The sequence below is a fragment of the Mycobacterium sp. IS-1496 genome, from assembly GCF_001499995.1.
Lineage (GTDB): Bacteria > Actinomycetota > Actinomycetes > Mycobacteriales > Mycobacteriaceae > Mycobacterium.
Genome location: NZ_LQIU01000012.1, coordinates 382,868 through 395,029 on the forward strand (window position 1 = coordinate 382,868; position 12,162 = coordinate 395,029).

12 protein-coding genes are annotated in these 12,162 nt (G+C 67.0%); 6 read left to right on the plus strand and 6 right to left on the minus strand.

The features are described from left to right. Together AU195_RS09350 and AU195_RS09355 are read left to right on the plus strand one after the other, a co-directional pair. Positions 1-786, plus strand: coding sequence for an SDR family oxidoreductase (locus AU195_RS09350; RefSeq protein WP_059158751.1), 786 nt, complete (start codon positions 1-3; stop codon positions 784-786). A gap of 2 nt (positions 787-788) precedes the next feature. After that, the gene (locus tag AU195_RS09355) at positions 789-1,943 is read left to right on the plus strand and encodes a sulfotransferase family protein (protein WP_059158752.1); all 1,155 of its coding nucleotides are present in this window, start codon (positions 789-791) and stop codon (positions 1,941-1,943) included. 77 nt (positions 1,944-2,020) lie between these two features. On the opposite strand, the gene AU195_RS09360 is transcribed toward AU195_RS09355, so the two are convergent. Together AU195_RS09360 and AU195_RS09365 are read right to left on the minus strand one after the other, a co-directional pair. Then, a complete protein-coding gene (locus tag AU195_RS09360) occupies positions 2,021-2,491 on the minus strand; it encodes a hypothetical protein (RefSeq protein WP_059158753.1) in 471 nt (156 codons plus the stop codon). After that, positions 2,488-3,645, minus strand: a complete 1,158-nt coding sequence (locus tag AU195_RS09365) for a 3-ketosteroid-9-alpha-monooxygenase, oxygenase component (RefSeq protein ID WP_059158754.1) — start codon at positions 3,643-3,645, stop codon at positions 2,488-2,490. The genes AU195_RS09360 and AU195_RS09365 overlap by 4 nt, the downstream gene beginning before the upstream one ends. Positions 3,646-3,826: 181 nt before the next feature. On the opposite strand from AU195_RS09365, the gene AU195_RS09370 reads away from it, so the two are divergent. Beyond that, positions 3,827-4,807, plus strand: coding sequence for an MOSC domain-containing protein (locus tag AU195_RS09370; protein ID WP_286149166.1), 981 nt, complete (start codon positions 3,827-3,829; stop codon positions 4,805-4,807). 28 nt (positions 4,808-4,835) lie between these two features. Here AU195_RS09370 and AU195_RS09375 read toward each other — a convergent pair whose 3' ends face one another. Genes AU195_RS09375 through AU195_RS09390 form a run of 4 tightly spaced genes read right to left on the minus strand, consistent with a single transcriptional unit; the run spans position 4,836 to position 8,964 of the window. Then, complete coding sequence (locus AU195_RS09375; protein WP_059158755.1) at positions 4,836-5,714, minus strand: TIGR03619 family F420-dependent LLM class oxidoreductase; 879 nt, start codon at positions 5,712-5,714, stop codon at positions 4,836-4,838. A gap of 2 nt (positions 5,715-5,716) precedes the next feature. Beyond that, positions 5,717-6,895 carry a thiolase family protein gene (locus AU195_RS09380; RefSeq protein ID WP_059158756.1) on the minus strand — a complete coding sequence of 393 codons (1,179 nt, stop codon included), beginning with the start codon at positions 6,893-6,895 and terminating at the stop codon, positions 5,717-5,719. After that, positions 6,895-7,962, minus strand: coding sequence for a thiolase family protein (locus AU195_RS09385; protein ID WP_059158757.1), 1,068 nt, complete (start codon positions 7,960-7,962; stop codon positions 6,895-6,897). Before AU195_RS09385 ends, AU195_RS09380 begins: the two co-directional genes overlap by 1 nt. A 12-nt stretch (positions 7,963-7,974) precedes the next feature. After that, positions 7,975-8,964 carry a Zn-ribbon domain-containing OB-fold protein gene (locus AU195_RS09390; RefSeq protein ID WP_059158758.1) on the minus strand — a complete coding sequence of 330 codons (990 nt, stop codon included), beginning with the start codon at positions 8,962-8,964 and terminating at the stop codon, positions 7,975-7,977. Between the two features lie 70 nt (positions 8,965-9,034). Between AU195_RS09390 and AU195_RS09395 the strand changes: the two genes are divergently transcribed. From AU195_RS09395 to AU195_RS09405, 3 genes are read left to right on the plus strand one after another with little or no spacing between them, the layout of a single operon-like run. Beyond that, positions 9,035-10,066, plus strand: a complete 1,032-nt coding sequence (locus AU195_RS09395; protein ID WP_059158759.1) for an LLM class F420-dependent oxidoreductase — start codon at positions 9,035-9,037, stop codon at positions 10,064-10,066. Between the two features lie 43 nt (positions 10,067-10,109). Then, a complete protein-coding gene (locus AU195_RS09400; RefSeq protein WP_059158760.1) occupies positions 10,110-10,838 on the plus strand; it encodes an acetoacetate decarboxylase family protein in 729 nt (242 codons plus the stop codon). A gap of 8 nt (positions 10,839-10,846) precedes the next feature. Next, a complete protein-coding gene (locus AU195_RS09405) occupies positions 10,847-12,046 on the plus strand; it encodes a cytochrome P450 (RefSeq protein ID WP_172800528.1) in 1,200 nt (399 codons plus the stop codon). Positions 12,047-12,162 lie beyond the last annotated feature (116 nt).

Genomic DNA, 12,162 nt, shown 5'->3' on the forward strand with positions numbered 1-12,162 from the left:
ATGGCGTTGGGACTCCTGCGGGACAAGGTCGTCGTCATCAGCGGCGTCGGACCCGCGCTCGGTACCACACTGGCGCGGCGTTGCGCCGAAGAAGGCGCTGACCTGGTGCTCGCCGCACGGACGGTCGAGCGGCTGGAGGACGTCGCCGCGCAGATCGCCGGCCTCGGACGGCGGGCGGTGTCGGTGGGCACCGACATCACCGACGAAGCGCAGGTGCACGAGCTCGTCGAGAAGTCGCTCGAGGCATACGGCAAGGTCGACGTCCTGATCAACAACGCGTTCCGCGTGCCGTCGATGAAACCGTTCGCCAACACCACGTTCGAGCACATGCGCGACGCCATCGAGCTGACGGTATTCGGCGCGCTGCGCATGGTGCAGGCGTTCACCCCGGCGCTGGCCGCGGCCAACGGGTCCGTCGTCAACGTCAACTCGATGGTGGTGCGCCACTCCCAGGCCAAATACGGCGCCTACAAGATGGCCAAGTCGGCGCTGCTCGCGATGTCACAGACGCTGGCCACCGAACTCGGTGAGCAGGGCATCCGGGTGAATTCGGTGGCTCCCGGATACATCTGGGGCGACACCCTCAAGAGCTACTTCAACCACCAGGCCGGCAAGTACGGGACGACCGTCGACGAGATCTACCGGGCGACCGCGGCGGCGTCCGACCTCAAGCGGTTGCCCACCGAGGACGAGGTGGCGTCGGCGATCCTGTTCATGGCCAGCGATCTGTCCAGCGGGATCACCGGGCAGACACTGGACGTCAACTGCGGGGAGTACAAGGCCTGACGATGAGCGCACACACTCCGAGAACAGATGTGGGCACGGTCGAGGATCTGCACGCGTCGGCCGTGAAGGCCTGCGGTCTGGACGATTTCGGCTCCGACGACGACAACTACCGGGAGGCCCTCGGCGTGCTTCTCGAGTCCTACCGACGCGATGCCGACCTCACCGAGTTCGGCAGCAAGATGCAGCGGTTCTTCGTCCGCAATGCGCTTGTCGCCCGTCTGGTCTCCGAGGCGGCGTTCAAGCAGTACCCCGAACACGCCGATGTGGCCATCGAGCGGCCGATCTTCGTCACCGGACTGCCGCGTACCGGCACCACGGCCGTGCACCGGCTACTGGCCGCCGATCCGCGGCATCAGGGTCTGGAGCTGTGGCTGGCCGAATTCCCGCAACCACGCCCACCGCGCGAGACCTGGGCGCAGAACCCTGTCTTCCAGCAACTCGATGCGCAATTCACCAAGGCGCACGAGGAGAACCCGGACTACACCGGGCTGCACTTCATGACGGCCGACGAAGTCGAGGAGTGCTGGCAGCTGCTGCGGCAGTCGCTGCATTCGGTGTCCTACGAGACACTGGCTCACGTGCCCACCTACTCGCAGTGGCTGGCGCGCCAGGACTGGACGAAGCCCTACCAGCGGCACCGGCGCAACCTCCAGCTCATCGGGCTCAACGACCGCGAGAAGCGTTGGGTGCTCAAGAATCCCAGCCACCTGTTCGCGCTGGACGCGTTGTTCGCGACATATCCGGACGCGCTCGTGGTGCAGTGCCACCGCCCGGCCGAGACGATCATGGCGTCCATGTGCTCTCTGGCCCAGCACACCACCGAAGGCTGGTCGAACACGTTCGTCGGCGACGTCATCGGCGCCGACTCGATGGAGACGTGGTCGCGCGGTCTGGAGTTGTTCAACGCCGAACGCGCCAAGCATGATCCGGCACAGTTCTACGACCTCGACTACTTCGCGCTGATCAAGGATCCGATCAGCGTCGTCGAGGACATCTACCGCAATTTCGGTATCGAGTTCACCGATGCGGCGCGCGACGCGATGACGAAGACCCACGAGGAGAGTCGACAGGGCCCTCGCGCACCGAAGCACACCTACTCGCTGGCCGACTACGGGTTGACCGCCGAACAGGTCAAGGAGCGCTTCGCGGGTCTGTAACGCGCCGAGATCGACGAAATGGCCAGTTCTTCTCGCACTTTCCCGCCCGTTTGTTCGTTTGGGCGGAAGGTGGCGGGTCAGCCGTCGCCGGGGGAGGGGGCGGTGGAACTCTCCTCCAGGCACCCTTCCGCGACAGCGTGTTTGATGCTGTCGGCCAGTCTCGGGCAGGACTTGGTCCTGGCCGGCTGCCCACCCGCCTCGCGAATCTCGGAGAAGTGCGCGCACCGCTGCGACGCCTCGGAGTTCCACTGCACCGAGGTGTGGCCGCGCCCCAGCTTCTTGACCTTCACCGAGACGTGGCAGAACCGGCAGTCGACCTCCACCAGGCCGGAATTGAGGTAACGCTCGCGGTCCTGGCGCGTCGCCTCGCGCACGGCCGCCGCCCGTTCCTCGTCGTCGGCGAAGCTCGGCGCCTTCGACCAACTCCTGCGGCCGCCGGGGGAGGGCGCAGGGTGGTCGTGATCGTCGTCGTCGTGGCCGCCGTGCAGCAGGAGCATCGACCGGGCCAGCCGGTCGACCTCGGCGTCCTGCTCCTCCGGTGAGGTCATGACGTCGGCTGTTCGGCTTTCTCGCCATCGCGGCGCGCGAGATTCTCCTGGACCTCGGTGTTCCAGTACTCGTTGGCCGCGGTGGTGTCGACCTCGATCTCGAAGCGGTCGGTCATCTCCGGGGTCACATCGGCGGCGTCGACGTAGAACTGCTGATACCAGCGGCGCAGTTGGTAGACCGCGCCGTCCTCTTCGACCAGCAGCGGGTTGTCGATACGCGTCTTGTGCTTCCAGATCTCGACGTCTTGCAGGAACCCCTTGCTGACGCCGTCGGTGAAGGTTCGCGACAGCTTGTCGGTCATCTTCTCGTCCATACCCTTGGGCTTCTCGACGATCACGCCCCACTGCAGCACGAACGAATCCTGCGTGACCGGATAGTGGCAGTTGATCAGGATGGACTCGGCTTTGTAGCCGCCGTAGTTGTTGTGCAGCCAGTTGATCATGAACGACGGCCCGAAGTACGACGCCTCAGAATCGAGGTGTGCCTCACCGTAGGTGGTGCCCATGTCGTTGACGTCGCGCCGGCCCACGTTGTGCAGGTACTGGCTGGCGATGTGGCCTTCGAAGACGTTCTTGAAGTACGTCGGCAGCCCGAAGTGGATGTAGAAGAAGTGCGCCATGTCGGTGACGTTGTCGATGATCTCGCGGCAGTTGGCGCCCTCGATCAGGATCGAGTTCCACCGCCAGTCGGTCCACTCATCGCTGGCGAACTCCGGGATCTCGGGGATGCGCACCTCGGGGGGCGGCGGGTTGCCCTCGTGGTCGTGCCAGACGAAGAGCAGACCGCTGCGCACGTCGGTGGTCCACGCGCGGGTGCGGGCCAGTCGCGGTGTCCGCTTGGCGTAGGGCACGAGCTTGCACTTGCCGTCGCCGCCCCAGCGCCAGTCGTGGAAGGGGCAGGCGACCTCGTCGCCCTTGACGGTGCCCTGGGACAGGTCACCGCCCATGTGCCTGCAGTAGCCGTCGAGGATCTTGACGTCGCCCTTCGAGTCGGCGAACACCACGAGTTTGGTGCCGAACGCCTCGACCGAGTGCGGTTTGCCGTCGAGGTAGTCCGTCACCGGGCCGAGGCAGTGCCAGCCCCTGGCGAAGCGGTCGGGCAGGGTTCCGGTGTCGATCTCGCGAATGCCGCTGTGTGCGGTGTCGGTACTCACCTGGGCGCCTCCAAAGTCCTGGCCTCGATATCGAGCCCTCTAACTAGAACACGTTACAGTTTTCTCCGCTGGTCTCGCAATGATTGGCGCGTGACCTGGGGCATACCCCGTCATCGGGGGTTCTGAACAGAGATCGGCCCGGGCCCTGCCACCGGGCCGTCGTTGGCCGTACGGTTGCGGGATGCGAGTCGGTCAGGTCGCCGGGATGTGGCGATATCCGGTCAAATCCCTCGGCGGCGAGGCCCTCGAGCAGGGGGAATTCGGCCCGCGCGGGGTTCACGGCGACCGGTTGTGGGCGGTGCGCGACGTCGAACGGGACATCACCGCGACCGCCCGCCGGGTACCGGCGCTGCTGAAGGCGACCGCACGCTACTGCGCACCGCCCCCTCCCGACGCCGGCCCCGGTCGGGTCCCCGACGTCGAGATCACGTTCCCCGACGGCACGGTGTTGCGCTCCGACGACGCCGCCGTTCACGCCAAACTGTCCGACCTGGCCGGTCGTGAGATGCGCCTGACCGCGTTGCCGCCGGCATCCGACACCAGCCTGCACCGCCTGGGCCTGACGGACCGCAACCACTCGCCGATCGCCTCGATGCGCTCCGATTTCGGGATCGCCGACGGCGAGCGCCTGCCCAACTTATCGATGATGCGGATCGCGGACCTGACGATGTTCGCCCGCTACTCGACGCCGCCCGGCATGTTCGTCGACCTGGCGCCCGTCCACGTGATGACCACGGCCAGCCTGGCGACCATCGGCGCCGCGATCGGCGAGGCCGAGGTCGACGTCCGTCGCTTCCGCCCCAATGTGCTGCTGGCCGCCGACGACTCCGGCGACGGACTCCCGGAGTCGCACTGGACAGGTGGGCACCTGATGCTCGGTGGAACGGTGCTCGAGGTGACCATGCCGACCATCCGCTGTGTGGTTCCCAGCCGGGCGCAGCCCGGTCTGGAGGTCGACCGCCGGATCACCAGAGCGGTCGCCGACCGGGCGGACCGCTGCCTGGGTAGCTACTGCTGGGTCGACACCGGTGGTGTGGTCGGCGTCGGCGACGAGGTGACGCTGAAGCCGTACCGGCACAGTGCGCTCGCCGACGCCGCGAAGCGCGGCAAACGCATGGTCTTCGGCCTCGCCGCCACTGCGGTAGGCCGCCTGACGCGCTGAGTGCTCAACTCACCGAGACGACGGTTGTCTAGCGCTGCCAGCCCGAATGGATGTAGGTGTCGGCGAACCGCTTCATCGAATCCTTCTTCTTCTCCAGCGGCGCATCGAAACCCAGGCCGTCGAACATCCACGGGATCACGATGTTGTCGGTGACACCGGCCTCGGCCAGCTCGCGGTGGCCGTCGAGACCGAACTTGTCGATGCACACCGCCTGGAACTCGAACGGTTCCCCGTCCCGGCCGAACTCGGCACGCAGATCGTTGAGCTTACCGATCGTCTCGGCCAGTTGTGCACCGGTCATCATGGCGCTGGTCCAGCCGTCACCCACCCGCGCCGCCCGCTTCAGTGCGACGTCGGTGTGGCCGCCCACGTAGAACGGCACCGGTTCCGACGGCGGCGGGCTCATCTGCAGCCGGTCGAAGTCGAAGAACTCGCCGTGGAATTCGACCATGCCGCCGGCCAGGACCAGTCTGATGACCTCGATCATCTCGTCCACCCGCTTGCCGCGCTTCGCGAACGGCACGCCACACCACTCGAATTCCTCGGGTGCCCAGCCGATCCCGACGCCGAAGCCGAACCGGTTGTGCGTCAGGTTCGCCACCGACCCGACCTGGCGGGCCAGTAGCAGCGGGTTGCGCGACCCGAGTTTCATCACGTTGGTGTAGAACCGCAGCGTCGAGGTGACCGCCCCCATCGCCGCGGCCGCGATCAGCGGGTCCACCCACGGTGTGTCGGCGTTCCACATCCGCGAACCGTCGGGCGTGTAGGGATAGTCCGCCGCCTGCTTCTCCATGTAGAACAGCGAATCCGGCAGCGCGATGGCGTCGAAGCCGACCTCTTCGGCGCATGTGGCGAGCTCGGTGAGCTCGTCGATCGGGCCCATCGCGATGCTGACGGTGTACTTCATGGTCACGACTGCGTCCGTTTGTCGGAGCTCACCACCCACATCGAGTAGTACTGCGAGCCACCGCCGTACGCGTGACCGAGGGCCTTGCGGGCACCCTCCACCTGATGTTCACCGGCCTGTCCCATCACCTGGATCGCGGCCTCGGCGAAGCGGATCATCCCCGACGCGCCGATCGGATTCGACGACAGCACACCGCCGGACGGGTTCACCGGCAGCCGGCCGCCGATCGCCGTCTCACCGGCCTCGGTGAGCTTCCAGCCCTCACCTTCGGCGGCGAAGCCGAGGTTCTCCAACCACATCGGTTCGAACCAGGAGAACGGGACGTAGATCTCGGCGACGTCGATCTCGTCGATCGGGCTGCTGATCCCGGCCGCCGCCCACAACGCCTTGGCGGCGTCCCGGCCGGCCTGCGGATTCACCTGGTCGCGGCCCGCGTAAGCCAACGGCTCGGTGCGCAGCGCGGTGGCGTGGATCCACGCCACCGGATGCCCCTCGCCGACGCGGCGATCCGCGGTCTCCTCGTCGCCGATCACCAGCGCGCAGGCACCGTCGGACGACGGGCAGGTCTCGTCGAAGCGGATCGGGTCCCACAGCATCTGGGAACCCAGCACCTTCTCCAGCGTGATGTCGGGCTGATGAAGGTGGGCCAGCGGGTTCTTGGCGCCGTTGAGCCGGTCCTTGACGGCGACCATGGCCCCGATGTGCGTCGGGGCGCCCGAACGGCGGATGTAGGCGCGCACGTGCGGTGCGAAGTAGCCGCCTGCGCCCGCGCCGACCGGCTTGGTGAACGGCACCGGAATGCTCAACGCCCACATGGCGTTCGATTCGGACTGCTTCTCCCACGCCATGGCCAGCACGCGGCGGTACTTGCCGGACTGCACCAGGCTGGCCGCCACCACCGCGGTCGAGCCGCCGACCGATCCGGCGGTGTGCACGCGGATCATCGGCTTGTTGGTGGCGCCGACGGCGTCGGTGAGGAACAGCTCGGGCATCATGACGCCCTCGAAGAAGTCCGGCGCCTTACCGAGCACCACCGCGTCGATGTCGTCCATCGTGGCGCCCGCGTCGGCCAGCGCCCGGTCGATGGCCTCGCGCACGAGACCGTTCATCGACACGTCCTGGCGTTTGGCGACGTACTTGGTCTGTCCGGTGCCCAGCACCGCTGCCATGTTCTTTGCCATCAGTTCTTGCCGTCCCTTCCCTCGAGGACCGCGACCAGATTCTGTTGCAGCGCAGGGCCGCTGGTGGCGTGTGCGAGGACCCGCTGCGCGGAGCCGTCGAAGATGTGGCGGGCCGCGAAACCGATCCGCTCCAGGCCGGCCGAGAACATCGGATTGGCCGCCAGCGGACCGCCGGACGGATTGACCATCGTCGAATCCGACAGCCCGATGGCCTCTTTGAGGATCAGGTGCTGATGGGTGAACGGCGCGTAGATCTCCGCGACGTCGATGGACGCGGTGTCCCCGCCGGTGGCCGCCTGAGCCGAGGCGGCGGTCGAGGGTGACGTGGTCAGATTCCGGGCACCCAGGATCGGCGTCTCGATGCGGTGCTCGAAGCCGGTGATCCACGCGGGGTTCTCGCGAAGCTCGCGGGCCCGGTCACCGGCGGCCAGCACGATCGCCGACGCGCCGTCGGTGATCGGGGCGATGTCGTGGCGCCGCAGGGGGTCCGCGAAGTAGGGCCGCTCGAGCAGTTCCTCGATGCTCTTCGCGGGCTTCTCGGAATCGGTGCGCCCCGCCGCGGCGAACGAATCCAGTGCCACCTGGGCCATCTGCTCGGCGGTCCACTTCCCGGCGTCCAGTCCGAGCCGCGCCTGCAGACCGGCGATCGACACCGAGTCCGGCCACAGCGGCGCCACGGTGTACGGGTCCGTCTGCAGTGCCAGCACGCGGCGCAGCGTGCCGGCGCTCGACTTGCCGAAGCCGTACACCAGCGCGGTCTCCACCTCGCCGGTGAGGATCTTGATGTACGCCTCGTAGAGCGCCCACGCGGCGTCCATCTCCACGTGCGACTCGTTGATCGGCGGGACAGCACCGATGGAGTCGATCGCGGAGATGAACGAGAAGGCGCGTCCGGCAAGGTAATCCGACGACCCGGAGCACCAGAAGCCGATGTCGGCCTTCGTGATGCCGAGATCTTCGTAGAGTTCGGCGAAGCACGGCATCAGCATCTCGACGCCGTTGGTGGTGCCGTCGGTGCGGCGCACGTGTGGTGCGTGCGCGAAGCCCACCACTGCAATGTCTGTCATGGCTCGGATTCCTCAGAGGTGATGCTTGTAGGTGTCGTACTCGGCGTCGGGCTCGCCCGTCGGCCGGAAATGGCTGATGTTGTCGATGCCCAGCCCCCACTCCTCGCGGGGCTTCCACACCGCCTCCACCCGCATGCCCATCCGCACTTGGTCGGCCTCGATCTCGGTGACCAGATGCAGGAACGGGATGTCGGCACCGTCGAGCAGCACGTAAGCGGCCACATACGGCGGTTTGATGCGCTGGCCGGCGAACGGGATGTTGATGATCGCGAACGTCGTGACGGTGCCGCGGTCGGGCAATTCGACGAACTCCGTGGTGGGCCGGCCGGTGGCCGGATCCGCTTCGCGCGGCGGGAAATACAGCTTGCCGTCCTTACCGGTGCGAGCGCCCAGCAGCTTGCCCTCCTGCAGGGCCCGCAGGAAGGTGCTCTCCGGCGCCGACGCGGTGTGCTGGATCTCGATGGCGCTCGGCACCACGAGCATCGTCACCGGATCCTTCTCAGACGGCTCGCCCTCGGGTTCCGCATCCTCACCGAGCGCGAAGTAGGCGATGTCGGTGATCGCGCCGACAGGCTCGTCCACCCAGTGCGCGTGCACCCGCGTGCCGGCGCTGATCTTGTCCGCCTCGCCGGCGTCGACCGCGTGCAGCAGGGGGATGTCGGCGCCGTCGAGTTTGATCAGCGCCCACGCGAACGGATGCTGCAGCGGCTGGCCCTCGAGCGGTTCGGGCTGCCACGTCCATGACACCACGGTGCCGACACCGGCCACCGGTACGATCTCCGTCAACCGTTCGTAGGTCACCGGGTCGTATTCGGCAGGCGGCACGTGTACGCGTCCGTCAGAGCCCCGCACGCCGACGATGCGCTTCTCGCGCAGCGCGGTGAAGAACTGGCCGAGGAGTGGGCCGACCGAACGGGTGTAGTCGAAGGACAACTTCAATGGCGCCGAGAGGGGCGGTTCATGCGTCTCGATCAGCGCCGGGCTGCTTTGGCTGGCGGTCACAGGACAAAGTAGAACAGGTTCTAACTATGGTTTCAAGGGACCGTCTAGGCAGGCTAGGGAAGGCAACGCGATGAAGCTCGGACTCCAGCTCGGATATTGGGGCGCACAGCCGCCGACCAACCACGCCGAACTCGTCGCGGCGGCCGAGGAGGCGGGGTTCGACACGGTCTTCACCGCGGAGGCATGGGGTTCGGACGCCTATACGCCGCTGGCCTGGCTGGGGTCGTCGACGCAGCGCATGCGGCTGGGCACCTCGGTCATCCAGCTCTCCGCGCGCACACCCACCGCCTGCGCGATGGCGGCCTTGACGCTCGACCACCTGTCGGGTGGGCGCCACATCCTCGGCCTCGGGGTGTCCGGGCCGCAGGTCGTCGAGGGCTGGTATGGGCAGCGCTTCCCGAAGCCACTGGCCCGCACACGCGAGTACGTGAACATCCTGCGCCAGGTGTGGGCGCGTGAGGCCCCGGTGACCAGCGACGGCCCGCACTATCCGCTGCCGCTGAGCGGGGAGGGCACCACCGGGCTGGGCAAGGCGCTCAAGCCGATCACCCATCCCCTGCGGTCCGACATCCCGATCATGCTGGGTGCCGAAGGGCCGAAGAACGTCGCGCTGGCCGCCGAGATCTGCGACGGATGGCTGCCGATCTTCTACACCCCGCGCATGGCCGACACCTACAACGCGTGGCTCGACGAGGGGTTCGCCCGCCCGGGCGCCCGGCGCAGCCGCGAGGACTTCGAGATCTGCGCGACCGCACAGGTCGTCATCACCGACGACCGGCCCGCCACCTTCGAGATGATGAAGCCGTTCCTCGCGCTGTACATGGGCGGCATGGGTGCCGAGGACACCAACTTCCACGCCGACGTCTACCGGCGGATGGGTTACGCCGAGGTGGTCGACGACGTCACCAAGCTGTTCCGCAGCAACCGTAAAGACGAAGCCGCCAAGGTCATTCCGGACGAACTGGTCGACGACGCCGCGATCGTCGGCGACATCGACCACGTGCGAGAGCAGATCAAGCTCTGGGAAGCCGCCGGTGTGACGATGATGGTGGTCAGCGCACGCTCGGCCGAGCAGGTCCGGGAACTCGCCGAGCTCGTGTAGACACTTCTTGCGACCTGTCTAGAACACGTTCTAGATTGACCGGATGACGGATACGGTCTCGCAGCACACGATCCAGGACACGGTGCTCACCATGCCGGTGCGCATCCGCCAAGCCAACACCCACGTCGCGATGTTCTCGGTCGCCGCGCCTGCCGCCCAGCGGATGATCGACTACACCGGTCTGCGGGTGTGCGAATACCTGCCCGGCCGGGCGGTCACCATGCTCATGCTGGTGCGCTACGTCGACGGCGACCTCGGCAAGTACCACGAATTCGGCACCGCCGTCATGGTCAACCCGCCGGGTTCGAACGCGAAGGGGCCGGGTGCGCTGGCGTCCGCGGCGGCGTTCATCCACCACCTGCCCGTCGACCAGTCCTTCACGCTGGAGGCCGGCCGCCGCATCTGGGGCTTCCCGAAGATCATGGCCGATTTCACCGTGCGCGAGACACCGCGATTCGACTTCGAGGTCAGCGAGAAGGGGTCGCTCATCGCCGGCATCGAGTTCGCCCGCGGCGTGCCGATCCCGTCGGCGCTCACCGCCCGCCCGCAAGTGCTCAAGACGTACAGCTGTGCCGACGGTGTGCTGCGGGAGATCCCCTGGGAGATGCGCAACAGCGGGATGTCGGTGCGGCTGGGCGGTGCACGGCTGCGGCTCGGTGACCACCCATACGCGCGCGAACTCGCCGCACTCGGTTTGCCGAAACGGGCCTTCGCGAGCCAGGCGTCTGCCAATGTCGAGATGACATTCGGTGACGCACAGGAGATTCGATGACGCAGACGTTGAGCACCAAGCCGGACGTCGATCTGACCGACGGCACGTTCTACGCCGACGGGCCGGCGGCGCGCGAGGCGTACCGCTGGATGCGGGCCAATCAGCCGGTGTTCCGCGACCGCAACGGCCTGGCGGCGGCCACGACGTATCAGGCCGTTCTCGACGCCGAACGCAATCCGGAGCTGTTCTCCTCGACCGGCGGCATCCGGCCCGACCAGCCGGGGATGCCGTACATGATCGACATGGACGACCCCGCGCACCTGTTGCGCCGCAAGCTCGTCAACTCCGGGTTCACCCGGAAGCGGGTGATGGACAAGGTGCCCTCGATCGAGCGGCTGTGCGACATGCTGATCGACGCGGTGTGCGAACGGGGCGAATGCGACTTCGTCCGCGACATCGCCGCACCGCTGCCGATGGCCGTGATCGGCGACATGCTGGGCGTGCTGCCACAAGAGCGTGAGATGCTGCTCACCTGGTCCGACGACCTGGTCTGCGGCTTGAGTTCCCACGTCGACGAGACGGTGATCCAGAAGTTGATGGACACGTTCGCCGCGTACACGGCGTTCACCATGGACGTGATCGCCAAGCGGCGGGCCGAACCGACCGACGACCTGTTCTCCGTGCTCGTCAACGCGGAGGTCGAGGGTTCGCGGATGACCGACGACGAGATCGTCTTCGAGACGCTGCTCATCCTGATCGGCGGCGACGAGACGACCCGGCACACCCTGTCCGGGGGGACCGAGCAGATCCTGCGGCATCGCGATCAGTGGGAGCGTCTCGTGGCGGATGTCGAGCTGCTCCCGGGTGCGATCGAGGAGATGCTGCGCTGGACGTCGCCGGTGAAGAACATGTGCCGCACACTCACTGCCGACACCGAGTTCCACGGCACGGAGCTGAAATCGGGCGAGAAGATCATGTTGATGTTCGAGTCGGCCAACTTCGACGAGTCGGTGTTCGGTGATCCGGACAGCTTCCGGATCGATCGACATCCCAACAGCCACGTGGCATTCGGGTTCGGCACCCACTTCTGCCTGGGCAATCAGCTGGCGCGGTTGGAGCTGCGGCTGATGCTCACCAGGGTGTTGCAGCGGCTGCCCGATCTGCGGCTGGCCGACGACGCCGCCGTCCCACTGCGGCCGGCCAACTTCGTCAGCGGTCCGGAGTCGATGCCGGTGGTGTTCACGCCGACCGCGCGGGTGCTCGACTGACGTTCACGCCGAACGTGCGCTCACTGCGATTTTTCGCCCGGCGGTTTCAAGCGGTCGATGCAACAGCTGGTGGGTTGGACAGTAGTTGGTTGAGGGCTTCGGCCGGTGTTTTCCAG